Raw genomic sequence first — 21,079 nt, 5'->3', positions numbered from 1 at the left:
GTATATTGATACAATCAAGTGGCGCGCCTGTCTAAGGAAACATTGTGATGGATACAATTTGGTTTGGTGATCTTTCGGACGCCTTGAGCGCTGGCACTGGACCAAAATACACGCGGCTGGCCGAGGCCTTGCGCCAGGCGATCGCATCTGGCGATCTTAAACCGGGGGAGAAATTGCCACCGGTGCGAGATCTGGCCTATCGCGTGTCCGTGACGCCGGGCACCGTGGCGCGGGCCTATACGCGCCTGACGGATGCGGGGCTTCTTGAGACGGGTGTGGGGCGCGGCACCTTTGTGGCGCAAAAGGCGATCTCGGCGCCGCCTCTGCGTGTGCCGGAAGTGGATTCCGTGCTGCACAATTCTGAAGCCGACCCTCATGAGGTCAATCTGATTTCGCCTCATTTGCCGAATGCCGGACAGGCGCGGTTGATCCGGGAAAGCCTGATGCAGATCGCCGCCGCGCCGCCCTCGGGCGTGATGCATTATCCCGGCCACCGGACCGGGCAGGCGGCGCGGGAGGCGGTCGTCTCCTACCTGTCCAATGTCACGCTTGGTCGCCTTGGCGCCGAGGATGTTGTGCTGTCCCACGGGGCACAGAGCGGGATCCTACTTGTAATGCAAGCTGTGCTCAGCGGGCGGCGTCCGGTCGTGCTTGTGGAGGAACTGGCCTATCCCGGATATCGCCGTGCCGCCGAATTGCTGCGTGCGGATGTGGTGCCGGTGCCCATGGACGAGCATGGGGTGCGCCCGGATGCGCTGGTGGAGATCGCGCGCCAAACGGATGCGCAATTGCTGTGTCTGTCCACAGAGGTGCAGAACCCGCTCCTGATTGCCATGACCCCGGCCCGTCGGCTCGAAATCGTCGAGGCGGCTCGGCGGGTGAACCTGCAACTCCTGGAGGACGACACCTATCGTCTTGGAGCCGTGAGTGGCCCCGGCCTCCGGGCGCTTGCACCGGAGCGGGGCTGGTTCGTCTCCTCCCTGTCGAAATCCCTGAGCCCGGCCTTGCGGTTCGGTTTCGTCGTGGCACCGGACGGGCAGGCGCAAGGTGCGCGCAGAGCAGCGGAGGCGGGGTTCTTCGGCCTTGCCACTCCGATCACCGACCTCGCCGCCACGCTGCTTACTCATCCCGCGCTGCCCAAGATGCAGGAGGATCTGCGCAAGGAAGTCGCCTGTTATGTCCGGTCGATGGTCAATAAGCTCGGGCGGTTCGATCTGCGCTGGCGCGAGGACGCGCTCTTCGTCTGGCTGAGCCTGCCGCCGGGTTGGCGCGCCAGCGCCTTCGCCCGGGCCGCCGAGGCCGAAGGGGTGCAGATCCGGACCGCCGAGGATTACGCCGATCGCAACGGGCGCGCGCCCCATGCGATCCGTCTGGCGGTGAATGGCGGGGTGAGCCGCAAGAGTTTTGACAACGCGCTGGAACGGCTGCGTGGCCTTCTGGACCACCCGCCGGAGCGGATTGCGGTCTAGAAAGTGGGGGTATTTTAATACCTTATTTTCAAGCACCTGTTTTCGCTTGGAAAACGCGAGGTAAAGGGCCTTGACCCCGACTGTAAAACCCTTAGAACGCGCCCATCAAACCGGGCAATGTCCCGGCTCACGTTCTGATAGGGCGAAGAAATGAAAACCTTTACCGCAAAACCGGCGGATATCGACAAGAAATGGATCCTGATCGACGCCGAAGGCATCGTTCTGGGCCGTCTTGCCTCGATCGTCGCCACCCGTCTTCGTGGCAAGCACAAGCCGAGCTTCACGCCGCATATGGACATGGGTGACAATGTCATCATCATCAATGCCGACAAGGTCCAGCTGACCGGCAAGAAGCGCGACAAGCCGAACTACTGGCACACGGGCTACCCGGGCGGCATCAAGTCCCGCACCACGGGTCAGATCCTCGAGGGCAAGTACCCCGAGCGCGTGGTCACACAGGCCGTGAAGCGCATGCTGCCCGGCGGTCCGCTGTCGCGTCAGCAGATGACCAATCTGCGCGTCTATGCCGGCGCCGAGCATCCGCATGAGGCCCAGAGCCCCGAGGTGCTGGATCTGGCGTCCAAGAATTCCAAGAACACCCGGAGCTGAGTGAATGGCTGAAGAGATCAAATCCTTCGACGACCTGAGTGCCGTCGCTGAGGGCTCCGTCGCCGACGTGGCGCCCGAAACTGTCATCTCCCGTGAGCCGGTCCGCGACGAGCTGGGCCGCTCTTATGCAACGGGCAAGCGGAAAGACGCGGTTGCCCGTGTCTGGATCAAGCCGGGCTCCGGCAAGGTCACCGTGAACGGCAAGGACCTGAACGTGTATTTCGCGCGTCCGGTTCTGCAGATGATCCTGCGCCAGCCCTTCCAGGTGGCCGGTGTCGAGGACCAGTTCGACGTGACCGCAACGGTCAAGGGCGGTGGCCTCTCTGGTCAGGCCGGTGCCGTACGGCACGGGATTTCCAAGGCGCTGCAGCTCTATGAGCCCTCTCTGCGGAGCGCGCTCAAGGCGGCTGGCTTCCTGACCCGCGACAGCCGTGTGGTCGAGCGGAAGAAATACGGTAAGGCCAAGGCGCGTAAGAGCTTCCAGTTCTCCAAGCGCTGATCCAGCCTGTTTCACCGATTGCGAAGGGCGTGCCGTTGGGCGCGCCCTTTTTGCATCTGCGGGCTTGACCCTCTGGCGGGGCTCGGCTTCTCTGCGCGGGACCCTGCGCCAGCCATCGCCCGCGCGTTCAACGCCGATCCACCGGAGCTTTGCAGATGTTTCTCACCATGAACCGTTTTCGCGTCAAAACCGACCACGAGGCCGCGTTTGAAGAGGTTTGGCAGTCCCGCGACAGCCATCTCAAGCAGGTTGGAGGGTTCGTATCCTTCCACCTTATGAAGGGCGATGCCGAGGACGGGATCCGGCTTTATGCGTCGCATACGCTCTGGCGCGACCGCGCGTCTTTTGAGGCATGGACCAAGTCCGAGGCTTTTCGGGCCGCCCATAAGGGCGCGAAATCCAGTGCCGAGATGTATGACGGACCGCCCGTGCTCGAAGTGTTTGACAGCATTCAGGAACTGAGCTGAGCCACCCGGACCAGCCGCAACGGGGCGAAACCGCCCAGTTTTCGGGCCGATGGCGTCGCAACCGGCGCGCGCGCGGATTACCCCTTGTTCCCGGCGGCGCATCTTCGCATGCTGCCCTCCACTTGGACGGGGATGGCAAAGGGTAGTGATGGCGCGGTTTGGTCTCAGGACAGAGGCGGCCCAGGGCTATGCGATGATCAGCCCGCCGCTGATCTTCACGATCCTGCTGCTGGCCGTGCCGCTGATCGCGATCCTCGTGCTCAGCTTCTGGACCCAGAACTTCATGGAGTTCGACCGCAGTTTCACCCTCGACAACTACCGCGAGGCGGTGACCGATCCGATCTATGGCACGCTCATGGGGCGGTCCCTCTGGATCGCGGGGGCGGTGACGGTGGTGACGGTGCTGCTGGCCTTTCCCATTGCCTATTTCGTCTCCTTCCATGTCCCGCAGGAGCGCAAGGCGCTCTGGATCTTCCTGATTACCATTCCGTTCTGGACGTCGTATCTGCTGCGCGTGTTCCTGTGGAAGGTGATCCTCGGCTTCAACGGGGTTCTGAACTCCAGCCTGCAAGGGCTTGGCATCATTGAGGAACCGCTGACCTTTCTGCTCTACAATGCCAATGCGGTGGTGATCACGCTAGCCCATGCCTATGCGCCGTTCACCATCCTGCCGATCTATGTGGCGCTCGAGAAGATCGACCGCTCCCTGCTGGAGGCCGCGCGGGATCTGGGGGAGAGCGCGTGGGGCACCTTCCGGCGCGTGACCCTGCCACTGGCCATGCCGGGGGTGATCGCGGCCACGCTGATCGTCTTCATCCCGGTGATTGGCGATTACGTGACCCCACGCTTGGTGGGCGGGCCGAACGGGTTGATGATCTCGAACATGATCCAGACCCAGTTCCTGCGCCTGAACAATGCGCCCATGGGGGCGGCGCTGGCGGTGTCGGCGATGACGATTGTCGGGTCCATGGCGCTCCTGCTCGTGTATCTCACGCGCAATATCGGGCGGGCCCCGAAATGAGCGCGCGGATCCTGCGGGTCTATGCGATCCTCTATCTGGTGTTTCTGTACCTGCCGGTGATCCTGTTGCCGGTCTTTGCCTTTAATGACGGCACAATCATCGCCTTCCCGCTGAACGGGTTTACAACCGCCTGGTTTGTCGAACTGACGGCGATCCCCGCGTTGCATGAGGCCCTGGCGAATTCGCTGATCATCGCGCTGGCCACGGCGGTTCTGTCCACGACGCTCGGGGTCTTTGCGGCGCGTGCCTCGACCCGGTTCCGGTTCCCGGGCAAGGCCGGGATCATGGGCTTCATCATGGTGCCATTGGTGCTGCCCGAGATCATCGTGGCGGTGTCGCTGTTGGTGGTGCTGTTGCAGTTGGGGCTGAGCCTGTCGATCTGGTCGGTGATCCTCGGTCACACTTTGATCTGCACGCCGTTCTGCATCGCCATCCTGTCCAGCAGTTTCAGCGGGCTCGACCGCTCGCTCGAAGAAGCGGCGATCGATTTGGGCGAGACGCGGCTGAGCGCCTTTCGCCTCGTTATCCTGCCGCTGGTAACGCCGGGGATCATCGCGTCGCTGCTGATCTCCTTCACCATTTCGCTCGATGAGTTCATCATCGCATTCTTTCTGACGGGCACTGAACCAACCCTGCCGGTCTATATCTGGAGCCAGCTGCGTTTCCCGCAAAAGCTGCCGGTGATCATGGCGCTGGGGACGATCCTGATCGTGCTCTCGCTGATTCTGATCGGCACGGCCGAGATGCTGCGCAGGCGCGGGCTGCGCAAGAGCGGTCAACAAGATGCCGGAGGGTTCCTGTGACCACACCCCTGATTTCCATTGCACATCTGCAGAAATACTACGGCTCTTACCACGCGCTGCGGGATGTGTCGGTCGAGATCGGCTCGGGGGAGTTCTTTTCCCTTCTGGGGCCGTCTGGGTGTGGCAAGACCACGCTGTTGCGGACCATTGCCGGGTTCGAGACCTATGAGTCCGGCACGCTGCAGATCGACGGGCGCGACATGGCGGGGGTGCCCGCCAACAAGCGCCCGACCAATATGGTGTTTCAGAGCTATGCGATCTTTCCCCATCTGAGCGTGGCCGAGAATGTCGGCTTTGGCTTGCGACGCCGGACCGATCTGGACGCGGCGGCCAAGGCGCGCCGGGGGGCTGAGGCGCTCGCCATGGTCGGGCTCGACGGGTACGGTGACCGGGCGGCCCATGCCCTGTCCGGCGGACAGCGGCAACGCGTGGCTCTGGCTCGGGCGCTGGTGCTCGAGCCCAAGGTGTTGCTGCTGGATGAGCCGCTCTCGGCGCTGGACAAGAAGATGCGCGAGCAGATGCAGTCCGAGCTGCGCCGCCTGCAGCGCCATATCGGCATCACCTTCATCCTCGTGACCCATGATCAGGAGGAGGCGCTGACCATGTCCGACCGGATCGCGGTGATGTTCGAAGGCCGGATCGCGCAGCTGGCCGCGCCGCAGACCCTCTATAGTCGACCCGCGACGCGGGAGGTGGCGGAGTTCATCGGCACCATGTCCTTCCTGTCCGCCGAGGTTCAGGGCGGGGTGGCGGAGGTTGCGGGGCTTGGCCGGATGCCTGCCCCCGACGCGCCGGACGGGGCGTGTGCTGCGGGGGTGCGGCCCGAGGGGATGTCGCTGGCCGCGCCGGGTGCCGAGGGGCACACTGCCATGGCCGAAATCGTGGAGCGCGCCTATTTCGGGGATATGACCAGCTACCGCGTGCGGCTGGACGGGACCGAGGCGCTGGTCGAGATTTCGATGAAAAACGGCCCGGGGATCTCGGTGGTTGAGCCGGGCGTGCGGACCGGCGTGCATTGGTCGCCCGAGGCGCTTGTGTTCTTTCCGGCCTAGCTGTCCTGCGGGATCAGGCCGAGCCCGCGCAGGTAGATCCCGATCCCGGTCTCCAGCAGATCCTCGGGTGGGAACGGCGCCTTGGAGCCCGGCGCGCCCCGGGCAAAAAGCTCCACCACCCCGTGGCTCATGGCCCAGATATGCGCCGAGAACATCGACGCGGGCGGGCGTTTATCCTCGGGGATATGCTTGGACAGGGCCTCCGCCGCGCGTTCGAGAACGGCGCGCGACTTGGCCGACGCCGCCGCGAGTTCGGGCGTGGCCTGGTTCGAGATGCCGCTTTCGAACATCGCCATGTAATGGCCCGGATGCTTGCGTGCGAAGGCGAGATAGGCACGGCCCGTGGCCTCGAAGGCCGCAAGCGCCGAGGGCTGGCCCTCGTTGAAGGCGAACTCCATCAGATCGGAAAAGATCTCATGGCCCTGCAGGGCAATCTCGATGATCAACTCATCGCGTCCGGCGAAATGGCGATAGACCGCTGCCGGCGTCACGCCCGCATTCTTGGCCGCCTCCGAGAGGGTGAAGCCGGTCGGCCCCTTCTGCTCGATCAGGACCAGCGCGGATTCCACGAGGGCCGCGCGCAGGTTGCCGTGATGATACCCGCGTTTAGGCATCCCAGATGTCCGGCCCGCCGCAGATTTGCGGGTCCTGCACCTGCACAAGCGCGTCATCCTTGCCGGTATAGTCGAGCCCGCGCAGGATAGCGCGGATCGCCGCCAGTCGCGCGCGGCGCTTGTCATCGCTGCGGATGATGGTCCAGGGGGCGATTTCGGAATGGCTGCGGGTCAGTGTCTCAGAGATCGCCTCGCTATAGGCGTCCCATTTCTTGAGCCCCTCGACATCGATCCAGCTCAGCTTCCACTGTTTGAGCGGGTCGCTTTCGCGGTCGAGAAAGCGGCGCAACTGCTCGGCCCGTCCGACATTGAGCCAGAACTTCACCAGATGGATGCCCTCATCCACGAGCATCCGCTCGTAATCCGGGAGCTGGCGAAAGAACGCGTCGCGCTCGGGCTCGGTGCAAAACCCGAACACCTGTTCGACCACGCCGCGATTGTACCAGCTCCGGTCGAAGAGCACGATCTCGCCGCCCGCGGGCAACTGGCGGATGTAGCGCTGGAAATACCATTCGGAGGCCTCGCGATCCGTGGGTTTCGAAAGCGCCACGATCCGCGTGGTACGCGGGTTGAGGTTCTCGCGCACCCGCTTGATCGTGCCGCCCTTGCCGGCGGCATCGCGGCCTTCAAACAGCACGCAGACCCGCGCGCCGCTCTCCTTGACCCAGGATTGCAGCTTCACCAACTCGATCTGGAGCGCGTCCAGCGTGTCCTCGTATTCATCCTTGTCCATCCTCTCGTCATAGGGATAGCTCGGATTGAGGATTTCGCCCTTCTTCGCGTCCTCCAGCGCCGCGCGCACCGATTTGGGCGCGTCCTCGCGGGCGAACTGGGATATGGCACCGTCAAAGGGCAGGGACATGGGACCGATCCTTTCAGAACTGGTCGCCGCAGTATGACGATTGCGCGGGCTAGCGCAATCCGGCGGCCCGTGCGGCGCGGTTCACGGCGGCGATGACCGCCTCGGGATCTGCGTGGTGCGGCATGTGCCCAACGCCCTCCATCTCGACGAGGTTCCCGTTTTGCAGGATCCGCGACAGCGGGCGGGCATGGACATCGATCGGCACGATGGTGTCGGCCGTGCCATGGAGAAGTTCGACCGGCAGGGTCAGCGTATCGTAATCCTCGGACATATCACGGATGAACCGTTTGAGCCGGTTGACCTGCCGCGCATTGTTCCGCGCCTGGCTTGCGCGCAGTGTCAGGTCGGTCCCGACATAGTCGAGATAGCCCTCGGGCACTGCATTGGGGGCAAAGAGCGTGGTCGTGAACTCCTCGGCGCGCGATTGCGGCACAAGTGCGACTGCCACCGGCACCACGGTGGCGCCGCCGATCCGGGTGGAGGCGATGGCATACCACGCGCCCAGACCACCCTCCCAGACCATGCTGGCACCGCCCAGTGTGACGACCGCCGCCGCCTGATCCGGACGCTCCAGCGCCCAAGCGAGGGCGACCGCCCCGCCATAGCTGTGCCCGAGGATAATCGCGCGGTCCACGCCCCGCGCCGACAGCGCCTTGGCGAGGTGGCGGGCCTGTTCCTGCGGGCTCTCGCCGCGCCGATTGATGCGGTCGGAATAGCCCAGACCGGGCCGGTCAAATGCCAGTGTCCGGTAGCCCGCTTTGTTCAGCCGTCCCGCAAGGTCAAAAGTCATGTCCCGCAGGTGCCCGCTCGCCCCGTGGAGCAGCACCACCGCCGGTCCCGCACCGCTCTCGGCCACATGCACGGTCTTGCCGTCAACCTCGATCACCTCGCCCACGGGCAAGGTCCTGTCGAACTTGTCCATCGTCGTTCCATCCGGGTCACGACGGGCACATCCGGCCACAGCCGCCACCGCGACTGTCGCCAAGCCCGCCTTAAGAACCGATCTTCTGCATGTCATAATGGGTGGTCTGGTAAATCTCATTAATCCAGTTTCCATATAGGAGATGGGCATGAGATCTCCACCGGTTGAGCGGTGGTCTGCTCGGGTCGTCATCCGGATAGTAGTTGCTGGGGACGTTGATCGGCGTACCGCTTTCGATGTCGCGGTCATACTCTTCCTTGAGCGTGCCGGTGTCATACTCGAAATGGTTGAAGATATAGAGCGCGCGATGCCCCGGATCCTCGACCAGACAGGGCCCGACCTCGGAGGAGCCGAGCAGGGTGGACAGCCCCGAGGCCGCCTCGATCTCGGCCTGGCGCATTTCGGTCCAACGGCTCACGGGGATCACGCAGTCATCGGAGAACCCGCGCAGATAGGGCGAGGCGGGTGCCAGATTGCGGTGCCGGAAGCAGCCAAAGGCTTTCGCGGGCAGGATATGCTTCTGCACCCCGTGGAAATGGTTGATCATCGCCATCCCGCCCCAGCAGACGCCAAAGGTCGAATGCACATTGGTCTGTGTCCAGGCGAAGACCTCGCGCAGCTCGTCCCAATAGGTTACATCCTCGAAATCCAGATGCTCGATCGGCGCACCGGTGATCACCAGCCCGTCGAACTTGCGATCCCGGACCTCCTCGAAGGGGCGATAGAAGGTCTCCATATGGGCGGCGGAGGTGTGTTTGGACTGATGCTCGGTCATGCGGATCAGCGTCAGGTCGATCTGCAACGGGGTCGCGCCCACGAGCCGCGCGAACTGCGTCTCGGTCTGGATCTTCTTGGGCATCAGGTTCAGCAGCCCGATCTGCAGGGGCCGGATGTCCTGTCGCCCCGCGCGATCCGCGCCCATCACCATCACACCCTCGGACGAAAGCACGTCGAAGGCGGGGAGGGTCTCGGGGATCTTGATGGGCATGGTGTGCGTCCGGATCTGCGGGGGTGGGAGTGCGGATTTAGGCCTTTGCCGCGCGATTGCCAAGGGCGTCGGCGATCAGCGTCTCGAAATCCGCCGCATCGCGCACCCGCGCCACATCATCGGCGGCGACGGTCACACCCCAGTTGCGGGCCATGGCGGCATAGCGCGGCTGCCGGTGTGCCAGGGCCTTGGCATAGGTCCAGCGAATGAAGGCATCGGGATCCACGGCCTCGGGGGCAAGCCCGGTCTCGGTGAGGTACTTGGCCCAGCTGACGGCGAGAAAGGCCGGGTCATAGGCCATGGGCTTGGGCGCCTTGTCGAAGCGACGGATGAGCTCTTCGGTATGGGCCTCGTCCCCCTCGATCCAGACGAGCAGCGTCGCGGCAGCTAGCGCGCTCAGCACCGGGTCCTTGGGGTTGTTGCCGTCGACCCACTCGCAGATCGACCCGCCGCTGTCGCAGATGAAATGCGGATAGCCATAGATCGCCTTGGCGCGGTCGATGAAATGGGCGGTGTCGTGCAGGGCCGCGATCTCGGCGGCGCGGAACTGGGCCTGACGGCGGCGGTACTCGGACATTGGCACGCCGCCGCGCGCCGGGTCGCCGGGTTTGCCAAGATAGGTGGAGACGGGCGAGAGGTTGTCCAGCGTGATATTCGAGCCGATATAGATCGAGTCTGACATCAGCAGATCGCGCAGGAAGGGGACCTGCATCGCCTCGCGCTTGAAATTGTCGACGATATGTTCGCCCATGTAGCGCGTGCCGATCCGGTAATCGACCGAGTAGTGAAACCAGTCCCCTTCCTCGCGCAAGCGGTTGGAGATATGGGTTTTTCCCAGCCCGGACATCCCAAAGAGCAGGACGCGTTTTTCCGGGGCGGCGCGCCAGTCGGCGGCACTCGAATAGATCATGGGACGCGGGCTCCGTTCCGGCGGTGTCGTGCGGCGGTTCAACCGGAAAGCAGGCGGCGGGTCAAGCGCCCGTCCAGCACGATGAGCCCGAGTGCGAGAATGCCAAAGCCGAGAAAGGCATTGGCGGGCAGCGCCTCGTGCCGGACCCAGGCGCCGAGCGGGATCGCCACGGGCACCACTAGCAGGGTGCAGAGCATCGCATTGCCCGCCCCGGCAACGGCCAGAACGCGGTAGTAGAGCAGATAGGCAAAGGCTGTCGCGATCAGCGCGTAGTACCCCACGGCCAGGATTGCGCCGGGGCTTGGCAGGCTGGTCGGCACGCCGTCCACAAGCAGCGCCGCGGGCACCATGATGACGCTCGAGCCGGTGAGCATGCCCGCCGCTGCGATCTCGGGCGGCAGACCCTTGAGCTTGAGCCGCGCCCAGGCTGCGGCAAAGGCGTAGCAGATCGTGCCTGCGATGATCGCGAGCTGAGCGAGGGAGCGCAGGTCGAAATGGTGGAAATTGTGCAGACCGATCGCGGTGGCCACCCCGAGCATGCCCAGCGCCACGCCGACGCCCCGGGCCCATGTCAGCCGCTCATCGGCAAAGACCAGCGCGGCCACCAGCACACCGAACACCGCCGTGGCGGCGTTCAGGATCGAGGTCAGCCCGGTTTCAACATGGAGTTGGCCCCAGGCCATGAGCGTGAAGGGCAGGACGTTGTTCAACAACCCCATGACCAGAAACGCCCCCCAAAGCCGCGGCGCGCGCGGGATGCGCCCGCCCCGCCAAAGCACGACGCACCACAGGGCCAGAGCGGCAAAGCCCACGCGATAGGCCACGGAGGTGACAAAGGGGATCTCGTCCAGCGCAATGCGGATCGACAGGAAGCTGCCGCCCCAGATCAGCGAGAGCAAGCCAAGCTCGGCCCAAGCCCGGGGCGTGAGGGTCTTTTGGTCTATCATGGCCACGGTCTAGCCAATTGGCACAAGGCGCGCGATCCGAAACCTGCGCAAAGAAAAACCCCCGCTGAGAAGCGGGGGTTTGTGATGTCTGCGTCCAGATCAGAAGTAGTAGCCGATCCGGATGCCATAGCTGATCGAGGAGTTGTCGGTGAAATCCGAAATTGCCGTCCCGGGCGCGCCGAACGGCGTCTGAGACTCCGCATCTCCGAGGCGGCTGTATTCCACGCCACCGCTGATCTTGAAACGATCGTTCGAGTAAGTCACGCCGAGTGCGATTGCATCGCGTCCGTCGATCGGGCCCAGATTGCCAAAGATGTCGCCGGACTCAGGTTCGTGAATCAACGTGACAGCACCGGACCAGTTTTCGTTGAAGCGACGCCCAATCCCCAGCTTGTAGGTAATTGTATCGCTCTGGTAGGACGCCAGCGGGTAGCTGAATCCGCCTGATGCTCCTTGGATGATCTGATCATAAAGGCTCGGGTTGATGTTGAACTCGCTCCAATCGACCCAACGGATGGACCCAAAAAGCAGTGTATCTTCGGCGATCCCTGTCTGAAACGCGAGGTTTACAGACTGCGGGATCGTCGTATCAAAATCGCCCTCCCGGGATACCGGAACATTTCCAACGCCAGCAACGGGAATAATGGCGGCCTCCGACGCGCTGAACGTGTGGTCAATAGCAGAACTGTAGGTCAAAGAAACGCGCAGCGCGATCTCGGGTTTTTCATAGGCCACGCCCAGCATGTAGCCGTACTCGCGGTCATTGTTGGTTGTCAGATCATATTGGGTGGACGCGAGGAAAACGTCTCCCTCGACCTGCTGCGCGCGCAAACCGCCAACAACGCTAAAACCATTCGAGAACTTGTACATCAGATATGCTGTCAGTTCTTCAGACTCCAGATCCGCGACCGAACCCGCGAATGGGTGTCCCGTCCCGGACGGATATCTGATGGTTGCCCCGACAGGCTTGTCCAGCTTCAGGCCCACTACGAAGTTTTCGCCCAGATCCTGTTTATAGGACAAAGAGAAGACATTTTCGCCCCCCAGCATGTTGCCGGAGTTCGCGTTGCCGAACCCGGGCTGAACGACCTCGCCGCTGACGTCTGGATCCAGTCGGCCAAATCCTAGCTCGACATAGGTTCCCTGTTCGAACAGAAAGTCGATCCCCTGATTGGAGCGTTCAACGCCCCCGGCATAGGCGCTGCTCGCCAGAGCCATTGCTGCTCCGCCCAACAGGGCCAAACGTGTTGTCTGCATGTTTTCCATCCCATATGCCGCGCTTATTTTTTTCGCGTAGACCGGACTATTGGCCGCACTTGAAAAATGCGTCAATCTATAACGCCGCGTCAGACGCCTTTTTCGGGCGCTCAACCCAAAGATTTATGGCATTTGCGCCAATAATCAGCCCGGCTCCGAGAATAAGTGCGATCCCGACCGCCTCGCCGTAGAGAAAAAAGCCGACAATCCCGATCAGGGGTAGGCGTAGAAAGTCGAAGGGCATCACGATCACGGCGGGGGCAACGCTGAGCGCGGTGGTCAGGCAGAAATGCGCCACGAGCCCGCAGATCGCGACCACCGTGAGCCAGGGCATGGTCTGGGCGGTGGGCCATGTGACCGTGCCGTCATGGAGCGTGGCGACCAGCCCGAACACCGCCTGCATCAGGGTCAGCCAGAAGAGGATGCAGAGGATCGTCTCGCTGCGCGTCAGGCGCTTGGTAAAGAGTGCCGAGCCTGCAAATCCCAGCGCCGAGAGGGCTGCGGTCAGCACACCGATGCTAAGCCCGCTCACATCCGGTTGCGCAACCACAAGCACGCCGGTGAAGCCGAGCCCCGCGGCCAGCAGCCGGGTCCGGGTCAGCCGTTCGCCCAGGATCAGCGGCGCGAGCAGCGTCACCCAGAGCGGCGTGGTGAATTCCAGCGCGAAAAGCTGCGCCAGGGGGATGAGGGGCAGGGCGAAGAACCACAGGTTCTGTCCGGTGAAGTGACACAGGTTGCGCAGGGCGTGTATCCCGAGATGGCGCGTGCTCACCTCGCCGAGCCGACCAAAACCCGCGCCCAGCGCGAGCACCAGTCCGAACCCGATCACCGAGCGGAAGAACATGATCTCGAACGTGTCATGGGTCGCAGAGAGCGCCCGCCCGGCAATGGCCATGAGCATGAAGGAGGTGATCGCCCCCAGCATCCAGAGCGCTGCCTTGACCGGCTCGTTGCGCGCTGTCTCCATCAGCGGATCAGGCAGCATCCGCGAAAGGAGCGCGGCCCATCGTCGGTATTCACGAGGATCTCGAGACTCAGGGGAAGCGTGGTGGACAAGACCTGGCAGCTCTCGGGTTTGAGCAGGAGGGGCAGGTTCCGCTCCGGGGTCTCCAGGATATGTGTGCGGGTGCTGCGCAGCACTTCGCTTTCGTCCACGGGCGGGATCAGGGTCAGCGTGTCGGTCCCCAGGGGATCAAAGACCACATCGCCCCCATCGATGGTCATCAGGAAATGCGGGTCGGATCCCATGCACAGCAACGCGGCCGAGGCGGGCGATGCGAGGCTGGCGATCAGCAAGGCGGAGGCAGTCAGACGCCGCATCAGTTGAGCACCGCGTCCAGCTGCGGGCCATCGACGCCAACTGCGCGCGCGACGGAATAGCCTGCGGCGCGGACCACATTGCCCGCCCATTTGATCGGCTCCCATTGGGTGCCGGGCCAGACCGGGTCCTGCGGATCGGCGGCGGCGAAGTGGATGTCATCGAACCCGGCCCACCAGAAGGACGCGACGGAGCGCGCCCCGTGATACCGATGGGTGACAAGAAGGATCGGTGCCTCTTGCAGATCGGGGGCGAGGCGTGCCGTGAAAAGCGCGTTCTGCAGGGTGGAATGGGAGGCGTCTTCGACCAGAAGCGCCGTGTCCGCGACCCCTTCGGTGCGCGCCAGCTCGGCCATGAGCACGGCCTTGGGGGCCGGGTCCGTGTCGGCCTGTCCGCCGCTCATCACCAGCATGGGCGCGCGGCCTGCCTCGTAGAGTGCAATGCCCGCGCGGGTCCGGGCCTCGGTCTGGTCGGTCAGCCGCCCATCGGGGAATGCCCCGTGGGACAGCACCACGATCGCCGCGTAGTCAGAGCGGTCCGGCGGGTCATAGAGCAGGATCCCCGCCAGAGTGGCCAGGCCGAACCCGACCAGAAGCAGCAGGCCAATTTCAGCCAGCCGCCAGAGCGCGCGTGTCATTCCCACTCGATGGTGCCCGGGGGTTTCGAGGTGATGTCATAGGTCACCCGGTTGATGCCCTGCACCTCGTTGATGATCCGCGTGGCGGTCTCGCCGAGAAACTCGTGGGTGAACGGATAGTAATCTGCCGTCATCCCATCCACCGAGGTCACCGCGCGCAGGGCGCAGGCGTAATCATATGTCCGGCCATCGCCCATGACGCCCACAGTTCGAACCGGGAGGATCGCCACATAGGCCTGCCAGATCTCGTCATACAGGCCATGTTTGCGGATCTGATCGATATAGACCGCATCGGCCTTGCGCAGGATCTCGAGCTTGGGGCGGGTGATCTCGCCGGGGCAGCGGATTGCGAGGCCGGGGCCGGGGAAGGGATGGCGTCCGATGAAGGAGGCGGGCAGGCCAAGCTCATGGCCCAGCGCGCGGACCTCATCCTTGAAGAGCTCGCGCAGGGGCTCGACCAGCTGCATGCCCATTTTCTCGGGCAGGCCGCCCACATTGTGGTGCGACTTGATCGTCACCGATGGCCCGCCGGAGAAGCTGACGCTTTCGATCACGTCCGGATAAAGCGTGCCTTGGGCGAGGAAATCCGCGCCGCCGATCTCTTTCGCGTGCTTCTCGAACACCTCGATGAAGAGCCGCCCGATGATCTTGCGCTTGGTTTCCGGGTCGGATTGGCCATCGAGCTGCCCAAGGAACAGTTCGCTCTCATCTGCGTGGATCAGTGGCAGATTGTAATGCTCGCGGAACATGGTGACGACTTCTTCGGCCTCGTTCAGCCGCATCAGCCCGTGATCGACAAAGACGCAGGTCAGCTGTTCGCCAATCGCCTCATGGATCAGCACGGCCGCGACCGAACTGTCCACGCCGCCCGAGAGCGCGCAGATCACCTTGCCATCGCCGACCTGATCGCGGATCTGCTGGATCGCCTGCTCGCGATAAGCGCCCATGGTCCAGTCGCCCGAAAACCCGGCTAGCTTGACGAAATTCTCATAGAGCGTCTTGCCATTCGGCGTGTGGTGCACCTCCGGGTGGAACTGGACGGCAAAGAAGTTGCGGCTCAGATCGGCGGTGATGGCATAGGGGGCATTGGGCGACGTGCCATAAACCTCGAATCCCGGCGCGATGGCCGAGACATGGTCGCCATGGCTCATCCAGACCTGCTCCTGCCCGTCGAGGAACCAGCCACTCAGCAGGTCAGGGCGGTTCTCGGCCGGCGTGACATAGGCCCGTCCGAACTCGGCCGTGCCATGGCCGCGTTCAACCTTGCCGCCGAGCATCTGCATCATCACCTGCTGACCATAGCAGATCCCGAGGATCGGCACGCCGCGGTCGAACACGCTGGCCGGCGGGCGCGGGGAGCCGTCATCGATCACGCTGGCCGGCCCGCCAGAAAAAATCACCGCCTTGGGGTCGAACGCGTCGAGAAAGGCATCGGTGACATTCTGGAACGGGTGGATCTCGCAATAGACATTCAGCTCCCGCAGGCGACGCGCGATGAGCTGCGTGACCTGGCTGCCGAAATCGATGATGAGGAGGCGGTCATGGGAGGTCTGGGTCATGGGCTTCGTTTACGGATGCAGGCCAAGCCGTGCAAGCCCGGAGGCGCGGGCAATGTCGCTTCCCGCCGCCATGCGACGCAAATCGAGAGGAGGGCGCCCGGATCCCGGCATAGGACTGGAGTACCAACGCAAACGAACGGGGGGCGACATGGCCGAGGCAACACCGATACGGCGGCGAGGACGCGGCGGAGGCGGGGCCGCGCGACGAGCGGAACGGACGGCCGTGCGCTTCGATGTGGCGCCGACCATTCAGCGCAAGATCCCGAACTATGACCTGCATAGCGAGGAAACCCTCGCGATCATCGAAGCCAACGCGGAAACCGTGCTGGAAAAGATCGGTGTCAATTTTCTCGACAACCCCGCGGCACTGGCCCGCTGGCGCGAGGCCGGGGCAGATGTGCGCGCCGAGCGTGTGCATATCCCCAAGGGGCTGGCGCGCAAGCTCTGCGCCACGGCCCCCAGTCGGTTCGTCCAGCAGGCCCGCAACCCGGCGCGCTCGGTCGAGATCGGCGGCGACGCCCTCGTGCTTGCCCCGGTCTATGGCCCGCCCTTTGTGCGCGATGCGTCAGGGGGACGGCGCTATGCCACGATGGCGGATTTCGAGACCTTCGTGAAACTCGCCTACATGTCGCCCTGGCTGCACCATTCCGGGGGCACCGTCTGCGAGCCGACGGATATCCCGGTGAACAAGCGGCATCTGGACATGCTCTATGCCCATATGACCCTCAGCGACAAACCCTTCATGGGGTCGGTGACCGAGCCAAGCCGGGCGCGGGACAGTGTCGAGATGTGCGAGATCCTTTTTGGGGCCGAGCGTATGGCGCAAGGGCCGGTGATGACCTCGCTCATCAATATCAACTCGCCCCTGACCTTCGATGCGACGATGATGGGCGCGTTGGAGATCTATGCCGAAGCCGGGCAGGCCTGCATCATCTCGCCCTTTATCGTCGGTGGCGCCATGGCGCCGGTCTCGGTGGTCGGCACGCTGACCCAGGTGATGGCCGAGGTTTTGGCCGGAGTCGCCTATGCGCAATTGGTCAAACCGGGCGCGCCGGTGATTTTCGGGGCGTTTGTCACCTCGATCGACATGAATTCCGGCGCGCCGACCTTTGGCACACCGGAGGCCGCGCAGATCACCTATGGCGCGGGACAGCTCGCGCGGCGGATGGGGCTGCCCTATCGCTCGGGCGGTGGCTTCTGCGGCGCGAAGCTGCCTGATGCGCAGGCGGGCTATGAGACGGCGAATTCCCTGAATGCCGGTCTCTTGGGGGGCGTGAACTTCATGCTTCACGCCTGTGGCTGGCTCGAAGGCGGCCTTGTGGCCAGCTTTGAGAAATTCGTGATGGACGCAGATCAGCTTGGCACATTGCACAAGATGGCTGCCGGGGCTGCGGCCGATGAAAACGCTCAGGCCATGGACGCGCTGCGCGAAGTAGGGCCGGGCGGCCACTTCCTCGGCTGTGCCCATACCCAGGCCAATTACAAGGATGCGTTCTGGCGGTCCGAGCTCTTTGACTGCAAGGCCTTTGAGACCTGGGCCGAAGAGGGGGCGCGGGACACGCAAGCCCTTGCGACGGAGCGAGTCGCGACCCTGTTGGAGCGCTATGAAGCGCCCCATATCGATGCGGGAATCGACTCGGAATTGAGAACATATATAGAACGTAAAAAGAGCGGGATGCCGGACGCCTTTATCTGAGCACCGGCAACACTTTCTTAACTGGCTTTCGCGAGCTGCGAGAACTCCGGCAACAGCCGGGTTTCCGCCATGATCGCGGCCAGAACTTCGATGTGACGCGCCACGGAATAGGCGGCAAGCCCCGACTGGCGCGTTTCTTCGAGAATGGTTTCCATCGCCATCAATTCGCCGAGCGCTTTTGCCGGCGAGACAGATTTCGTGTTTTTAATCAGACGCTTAAGGTCGCGATCACGGTTGTAGTCCCGCAGGCCGAACCGGGCAGCGCGCATCAGGGTCTGGGGGCGGCGGAGGGTGGTGAGGGCGGAGAAAAGAGCGGTCATGAGGAAGGTTCCTTGCGTGGCTTCCTCCTCACAAAAACACAACCTCAGATTGTGTTGCGTGCGCGCGTTGCGTTGCGTTCGGTGGGTAAATATCTGTTTATCTTTTAAAAACAATAATCGTCAAACGTGCCGTCCTTAAGATTCCGGTAACCAACGCAACCCTAGGTTGTGCTCAGCAAGCAAGATGAGGCTCAGTTTGACCAGCGCATTCTCCGCCACTCCCCGCATGACGGACCTGCCCGAATGGGTCCCCCATCATGCTCGTCATTATCTCGCCCATACCGAACTGGGGCTTTCCATTCGGTCCGTGGCGCGAGAGGCGGGCTGTGCGGCCTCTACGGTGCTTCGCCAGATCCGGAAACTTGAAACCGAGCGCGACGATCCCCTGATCGACGAAGCGCTGGACACATTGCGCCAGCACTTTACCCCCTCACCAGAAGCACAGGATGTGATTCATATGAGCGCTCACCCGCGGACCTTGCTGAAGACCGAAACCGCCAAGATCGAACGGGAGGCGCGCCGCATTCTGCGCCGTCTATGTGAGAGCGACGCGGTTCTTGCCGTCTCGCCTGAGATGGAAAAGGCCGTTGTTCTGCGGATGACCGACGGCGTGCCACGCCGGATCGCCGTGGTCGAGCGCGGGATCGCGCAAGCCTTCGCATTGCAGGACTGGGTGAAGTGCCGCAGCGCCGGCAAGGTGGCTCAATACGAGATCACGCATGCCGGACGGCTCGCGCTCAAGCGGCTTCTGTCCGAGGATGCCCGCCGCAAGACGGGGCTCGACAGCCCCGAAGTGGCTGCCTTTGCCGAGCAGCACCGCGAATGGGGCACCAAGCAGGTTGTCACCGGAGAGACCGGCGAGACCGCGCGCATGCGCTACAACCTCGCCGAATCCCCGATGCTCAGCCTCGCGCGGCGCCGCGACAAGGATGGCAGCCCCTTCCTGACCGATGACATGGTGAGCGCGGGCGAGCGCCTGCGCGAGGATTTCGAGCTGGCCCAGATGGGGCCACGCACCACCCAGAACTGGGAGAAATTCCTCACCAGCACCGACCGTACCGGCTTTCAACCCGGCAGCGACCATGGGGGCGGTTCGATGAACGCGAAGGACCGCGTGCATCAGGCGCTCGCAGAGCTCGGCCCGGGCCTCGGCGATGTGGTCCTGCGCTGTTGCTGCTACCTAGAGGGTTTGGAGACCGCAGAACGCCGCATGGGCTGGTCGGCGCGTTCGGGTAAGATTGTTTTGCGAATCGCTCTTCAGCGGCTTTCCGAGCACTATAAACGTATTCATGGATCCGGCGGCGGCCTGATCGGCTGACGCTGTCCGGAACGAGGCGGGTGTGGTGGCCTGCCTTTTTTGCGCGCAGTGCCTCGGGTCAGGGGCACTGCGCGTTTTTTTGTGCAAGCTCTCGCGGGGCACCGCGCCCGGGGTCGAAAGGCTGAGACAGATCCGCGCAAACATGGCAGCTATGCAATATGCGCGCTTACTTTTTGCGCAGAACTGGTTATTTATCTTGACCAGAGGAGACCTGACCCATGCGCGATCTGAAACTGCCTGAGCAACGCCATCCTGAAAAGGCGCACCGCCCCGACAATGCACAGCCGCGCAAGCCCGACTGGATTCGTGTCAAGGCGCCGGGCGGCAAGGGCTATACCGAAACCCGCGAGATCATGCGCAACCACAATCTGGTCACGGTCTGCGAAGAGGCCGGTTGCCCGAATGTGGGCGAATGCTGGAGCCAGGGCCACGCCACCATGATGATCATGGGCGAGATCTGCACCCGGGGCTGCACGTTCTGCAATGTGGCGACGGGCAAGCCCGACGCGCTGGACGCGTTCGAGCCGGGGCGCGTCGCGGACGCGGTCAAGAAGCTCGGTCTGAACCACGTGGTCATCACCTCGGTGGATCGAGATGACGTCAAGGATGGCGGGGCGGAGCATTTCGCCATGACCATCCGGGCCGTGCGCCGCCATTCCCCGAACACGACGATCGAGATCCTGACGCCGGACTTCATCAAATGCGCTCCGGAAGCTCTGGAAGTGGTCGTCGCAGCCAAGCCTGACGTGTTCAACCACAACCTTGAAACCGTGCCAGGGCTCTATCCCGAAGTGCGGCCCGGCGCGCGCTACTTCCATTCGCTCCGCCTGCTGCAGCGGGTAAAGGAGCTGGATCCGAGCATGTTCACCAAATCCGGCATCATGGTCGGCCTTGGCGAGGATCGTCAGGGCGTGACCCAGGTGATGGATGACATGCGCGCCGCGGATGTGGATTTCCTGACCATCGGCCAATACCTGCAGCCGACGCCGAAGCACCACGCAGTTGACCGCTTCGTCACGCCGGACGAGTTCAAGGCCTATGAAAAAGCGGCCTATGGCAAAGGCTTCCTGATGGTCTCGGCCACGCCCCTGACGCGCTCGAGCTACCATGCCGGGGATGACTTCGCGCGCCTTCGGGACAACCGCCTGAAGAAGCTCGGCGGTCTCTGAACGCTGTCCCCAAAACGCGTGGACGGAACCTGGCGGATTTTCCGAAGATTTAGATAAAATGCCATAGTTTTGCCGAGGTTCTCCGGCAAAGCTCTCTCATCCAGATGCCAGTTCGGGTTTGAGGAGTGTGGTGCTATGGCGGATATCTCATTGGCAATGCAGCGGTTTTTGTGGCTGATCTATCGGATCTTTGGCCTCGCCTGTCTTGCGGGGGCGGTGCATCTGACAACCATTGCGCTGCAGCTTGAAGGATTGCTCATCTCGCGGCGCGACCAGATCCCTGTCTACCTGCTCTGCCTTGCGCTGGCTGCTGGTGCGCTCTTTCTTCTGCCGTCCACCACGCCCTATCGCATCGCCCGGATTCGGTCCGGCTTTAGCGGGGTCATGGCCATTCTCGCTCTGCTCGCCATGTCCGTGGTGCTGGTGATGAGCTTTGCCGCCGTGTTGGAGATCCCTGCCACAACACCGCTGAGCGATCACGCATCGCTCGCACGGGACCTTGTGCTCGTCTTCGCGCTGGCGGGATGCATGGCGATTGCCTGGCTGGGGCTGACGGCAACACGGGGTCAGGCCAAGCGCGTGCCGATCCTCGAGGCGACAGCCCGCAATCAGGCCCGCGCCAGCGCACAGCGCCGCGCCTGA

The 21,079-nt window shown here is 63.3% G+C and carries 23 protein-coding genes; 11 read left to right on the top strand and 12 right to left on the bottom strand.

Going from position 1 to position 21,079, the window contains the following annotated elements; translation table 11 throughout:
• Positions 1 to 47: 47 nt before the first annotated feature.
• From ACP150_RS14995 to ACP150_RS14965, 7 genes are all read left to right on the top strand, one after another.
• Positions 48 to 1,469, top strand: a complete 1,422-nt coding sequence (locus ACP150_RS14995; protein WP_424967476.1) for a PLP-dependent aminotransferase family protein — start codon at positions 48 to 50, stop codon at positions 1,467 to 1,469.
• Positions 1,470 to 1,619: 150 nt separating this feature from the next.
• Positions 1,620 to 2,078: a 50S ribosomal protein L13 gene (gene rplM, locus ACP150_RS14990; protein ID WP_424967475.1), complete on the top strand. Its 459-nt coding sequence runs from the start codon at positions 1,620 to 1,622 to the stop codon at positions 2,076 to 2,078.
• Between the two features lie 4 nt (positions 2,079 to 2,082).
• Positions 2,083 to 2,577: a 30S ribosomal protein S9 gene (gene rpsI / locus ACP150_RS14985; RefSeq protein WP_424967474.1), complete on the top strand. Its 495-nt coding sequence runs from the start codon at positions 2,083 to 2,085 to the stop codon at positions 2,575 to 2,577.
• A gap of 155 nt (positions 2,578 to 2,732) precedes the next feature.
• Positions 2,733 to 3,044, top strand: coding sequence for an antibiotic biosynthesis monooxygenase family protein (locus ACP150_RS14980; RefSeq protein WP_424967473.1), 312 nt, complete (start codon positions 2,733 to 2,735; stop codon positions 3,042 to 3,044).
• A gap of 148 nt (positions 3,045 to 3,192) precedes the next feature.
• The gene (locus ACP150_RS14975; RefSeq protein ID WP_424967472.1) at positions 3,193 to 4,065 is read left to right on the top strand and encodes an ABC transporter permease; all 873 of its coding nucleotides are present in this window, start codon (positions 3,193 to 3,195) and stop codon (positions 4,063 to 4,065) included.
• Positions 4,062 to 4,868: an ABC transporter permease gene (locus ACP150_RS14970; protein ID WP_424967471.1), complete on the top strand. Its 807-nt coding sequence runs from the start codon at positions 4,062 to 4,064 to the stop codon at positions 4,866 to 4,868. The genes ACP150_RS14975 and ACP150_RS14970 overlap by 4 nt, the downstream gene beginning before the upstream one ends.
• The gene (locus tag ACP150_RS14965; protein WP_424967470.1) at positions 4,865 to 5,920 is read left to right on the top strand and encodes an ABC transporter ATP-binding protein; all 1,056 of its coding nucleotides are present in this window, start codon (positions 4,865 to 4,867) and stop codon (positions 5,918 to 5,920) included. The genes ACP150_RS14970 and ACP150_RS14965 overlap by 4 nt, the downstream gene beginning before the upstream one ends.
• On the opposite strand, the gene ACP150_RS14960 is transcribed toward ACP150_RS14965, so the two are convergent.
• The 11 genes from ACP150_RS14960 to guaA all read right to left on the bottom strand — a co-directional run bounded on the left by ACP150_RS14960 (position 5,917) and on the right by guaA (position 15,934).
• Positions 5,917 to 6,534, bottom strand: a complete 618-nt coding sequence (locus tag ACP150_RS14960; protein ID WP_424967469.1) for a TetR/AcrR family transcriptional regulator — start codon at positions 6,532 to 6,534, stop codon at positions 5,917 to 5,919. The genes ACP150_RS14965 and ACP150_RS14960 overlap by 4 nt on opposite strands.
• Positions 6,527 to 7,396: a polyphosphate kinase 2 gene (ppk2, locus tag ACP150_RS14955; RefSeq protein WP_424967468.1), complete on the bottom strand. Its 870-nt coding sequence runs from the start codon at positions 7,394 to 7,396 to the stop codon at positions 6,527 to 6,529. Before ppk2 ends, ACP150_RS14960 begins: the two co-directional genes overlap by 8 nt.
• Positions 7,397 to 7,445: 49 nt before the next feature.
• A complete protein-coding gene (locus tag ACP150_RS14950) occupies positions 7,446 to 8,318 on the bottom strand; it encodes an alpha/beta fold hydrolase (protein WP_424967467.1) in 873 nt (290 codons plus the stop codon).
• Between the two features lie 70 nt (positions 8,319 to 8,388).
• Positions 8,389 to 9,306 (bottom strand): homoserine O-acetyltransferase MetA, encoded by a 918-nt coding sequence (gene metA, locus ACP150_RS14945; protein ID WP_424967466.1) that lies wholly within the window; start codon positions 9,304 to 9,306, stop codon positions 8,389 to 8,391.
• A 37-nt stretch (positions 9,307 to 9,343) separates the two neighbouring features.
• Positions 9,344 to 10,216, bottom strand: a complete 873-nt coding sequence (locus tag ACP150_RS14940) for an ATPase (protein WP_424967465.1) — start codon at positions 10,214 to 10,216, stop codon at positions 9,344 to 9,346.
• Between the two features lie 38 nt (positions 10,217 to 10,254).
• Entirely contained in the window at positions 10,255 to 11,163 is a 909-nt protein-coding gene (locus ACP150_RS14935) for a DMT family transporter (RefSeq protein WP_424967464.1), read from the bottom strand.
• A gap of 99 nt (positions 11,164 to 11,262) precedes the next feature.
• Positions 11,263 to 12,420, bottom strand: coding sequence for an OmpP1/FadL family transporter (locus tag ACP150_RS14930; RefSeq protein WP_424967463.1), 1,158 nt, complete (start codon positions 12,418 to 12,420; stop codon positions 11,263 to 11,265).
• Positions 12,421 to 12,496: 76 nt separating this feature from the next.
• Entirely contained in the window at positions 12,497 to 13,387 is an 891-nt protein-coding gene (locus ACP150_RS14925; RefSeq protein WP_424967462.1) for a DMT family transporter, read from the bottom strand.
• Positions 13,387 to 13,740 (bottom strand): hypothetical protein, encoded by a 354-nt coding sequence (locus ACP150_RS14920; RefSeq protein WP_424967461.1) that lies wholly within the window; start codon positions 13,738 to 13,740, stop codon positions 13,387 to 13,389. Before ACP150_RS14920 ends, ACP150_RS14925 begins: the two co-directional genes overlap by 1 nt.
• Entirely contained in the window at positions 13,740 to 14,375 is a 636-nt protein-coding gene (locus ACP150_RS14915) for a YdcF family protein (RefSeq protein ID WP_424967460.1), read from the bottom strand. The genes ACP150_RS14920 and ACP150_RS14915 overlap by 1 nt, the downstream gene beginning before the upstream one ends.
• Positions 14,372 to 15,934 (bottom strand): glutamine-hydrolyzing GMP synthase, encoded by a 1,563-nt coding sequence (gene guaA / locus ACP150_RS14910; protein WP_424967459.1) that lies wholly within the window; start codon positions 15,932 to 15,934, stop codon positions 14,372 to 14,374. The genes ACP150_RS14915 and guaA overlap by 4 nt, the downstream gene beginning before the upstream one ends.
• 148 nt (positions 15,935 to 16,082) lie before the next feature.
• Here guaA and ACP150_RS14905 point away from each other — a divergent pair, with 148 nt between their 5' ends.
• On the top strand, positions 16,083 to 17,630 hold the full coding sequence (locus ACP150_RS14905; RefSeq protein WP_424967458.1) for a trimethylamine methyltransferase family protein: 1,548 nt from the start codon (positions 16,083 to 16,085) through the stop codon (positions 17,628 to 17,630).
• Positions 17,631 to 17,647: 17 nt separating this feature from the next.
• On the opposite strand, the gene ACP150_RS14900 is transcribed toward ACP150_RS14905, so the two are convergent.
• Entirely contained in the window at positions 17,648 to 17,950 is a 303-nt protein-coding gene (locus ACP150_RS14900) for a DUF6477 family protein (protein ID WP_424967457.1), read from the bottom strand.
• Positions 17,951 to 18,176: 226 nt separating this feature from the next.
• On the opposite strand from ACP150_RS14900, the gene ACP150_RS14895 reads away from it, so the two are divergent.
• The 3 genes from ACP150_RS14895 to ACP150_RS14885 all read left to right on the top strand — a co-directional run bounded on the left by ACP150_RS14895 (position 18,177) and on the right by ACP150_RS14885 (position 21,079).
• Positions 18,177 to 19,268: a DUF6456 domain-containing protein gene (locus ACP150_RS14895; protein WP_424967456.1), complete on the top strand. Its 1,092-nt coding sequence runs from the start codon at positions 18,177 to 18,179 to the stop codon at positions 19,266 to 19,268.
• Positions 19,269 to 19,486: 218 nt separating this feature from the next.
• A complete protein-coding gene (gene lipA / locus ACP150_RS14890) occupies positions 19,487 to 20,437 on the top strand; it encodes a lipoyl synthase (RefSeq protein WP_424967455.1) in 951 nt (316 codons plus the stop codon).
• Positions 20,438 to 20,572: 135 nt separating this feature from the next.
• The gene (locus ACP150_RS14885) at positions 20,573 to 21,079 is read left to right on the top strand and encodes a hypothetical protein (RefSeq protein WP_424967454.1); all 507 of its coding nucleotides are present in this window, start codon (positions 20,573 to 20,575) and stop codon (positions 21,077 to 21,079) included.

It is taken from the genome of Dinoroseobacter sp. S375, assembly GCF_049800775.1.
In the GTDB taxonomy this organism is placed as follows: Bacteria; Pseudomonadota; Alphaproteobacteria; order Rhodobacterales; family Rhodobacteraceae; genus Dinoroseobacter.
Note: the sequence above shows the minus strand (reverse complement) of the source record. Positions and strands in the feature narration are given on the sequence as shown.

Excerpts from the sequence above, each read along its gene's own strand:
- rplM (WP_424967475.1), top strand. The coding sequence starts at position 1,620 with ATGAAAACCTTTACCGCAAAACCGGCGGATATCGACAAGAAATGGATC.
- ACP150_RS14960 (WP_424967469.1), bottom strand. The coding sequence starts at position 6,534 with ATGCCTAAACGCGGGTATCATCACGGCAACCTGCGCGCGGCCCTCGTG.
- metA (WP_424967466.1), bottom strand. The coding sequence starts at position 9,306 with ATGCCCATCAAGATCCCCGAGACCCTCCCCGCCTTCGACGTGCTTTCG.
- ppk2 (WP_424967468.1), bottom strand. The coding sequence starts at position 7,396 with ATGTCCCTGCCCTTTGACGGTGCCATATCCCAGTTCGCCCGCGAGGAC.
- ACP150_RS14900 (WP_424967457.1), bottom strand. The coding sequence starts at position 17,950 with ATGACCGCTCTTTTCTCCGCCCTCACCACCCTCCGCCGCCCCCAGACC.
- ACP150_RS14935 (WP_424967464.1), bottom strand. The coding sequence starts at position 11,163 with ATGATAGACCAAAAGACCCTCACGCCCCGGGCTTGGGCCGAGCTTGGC.
- ACP150_RS14920 (WP_424967461.1), bottom strand. The coding sequence starts at position 13,740 with ATGCGGCGTCTGACTGCCTCCGCCTTGCTGATCGCCAGCCTCGCATCG.
- ACP150_RS14930 (WP_424967463.1), bottom strand. The coding sequence starts at position 12,420 with ATGCAGACAACACGTTTGGCCCTGTTGGGCGGAGCAGCAATGGCTCTG.
- ACP150_RS14950 (WP_424967467.1), bottom strand. The coding sequence starts at position 8,318 with ATGGACAAGTTCGACAGGACCTTGCCCGTGGGCGAGGTGATCGAGGTT.
- ACP150_RS14905 (WP_424967458.1), top strand. The coding sequence starts at position 16,083 with ATGGCCGAGGCAACACCGATACGGCGGCGAGGACGCGGCGGAGGCGGG.
- ACP150_RS14915 (WP_424967460.1), bottom strand. The coding sequence starts at position 14,375 with ATGACACGCGCGCTCTGGCGGCTGGCTGAAATTGGCCTGCTGCTTCTG.
- ACP150_RS14980 (WP_424967473.1), top strand. The coding sequence starts at position 2,733 with ATGTTTCTCACCATGAACCGTTTTCGCGTCAAAACCGACCACGAGGCC.
- guaA (WP_424967459.1), bottom strand. The coding sequence starts at position 15,934 with ATGACCCAGACCTCCCATGACCGCCTCCTCATCATCGATTTCGGCAGC.
- ACP150_RS14895 (WP_424967456.1), top strand. The coding sequence starts at position 18,177 with ATGACGGACCTGCCCGAATGGGTCCCCCATCATGCTCGTCATTATCTC.
- ACP150_RS14975 (WP_424967472.1), top strand. The coding sequence starts at position 3,193 with ATGGCGCGGTTTGGTCTCAGGACAGAGGCGGCCCAGGGCTATGCGATG.
- ACP150_RS14995 (WP_424967476.1), top strand. The coding sequence starts at position 48 with ATGGATACAATTTGGTTTGGTGATCTTTCGGACGCCTTGAGCGCTGGC.
- rpsI (WP_424967474.1), top strand. The coding sequence starts at position 2,083 with ATGGCTGAAGAGATCAAATCCTTCGACGACCTGAGTGCCGTCGCTGAG.
- ACP150_RS14885 (WP_424967454.1), top strand. The coding sequence starts at position 20,573 with ATGGCGGATATCTCATTGGCAATGCAGCGGTTTTTGTGGCTGATCTAT.
- ACP150_RS14925 (WP_424967462.1), bottom strand. The coding sequence starts at position 13,387 with ATGGAGACAGCGCGCAACGAGCCGGTCAAGGCAGCGCTCTGGATGCTG.
- ACP150_RS14970 (WP_424967471.1), top strand. The coding sequence starts at position 4,062 with ATGAGCGCGCGGATCCTGCGGGTCTATGCGATCCTCTATCTGGTGTTT.
- lipA (WP_424967455.1), top strand. The coding sequence starts at position 19,487 with ATGCGCGATCTGAAACTGCCTGAGCAACGCCATCCTGAAAAGGCGCAC.
- ACP150_RS14940 (WP_424967465.1), bottom strand. The coding sequence starts at position 10,216 with ATGATCTATTCGAGTGCCGCCGACTGGCGCGCCGCCCCGGAAAAACGC.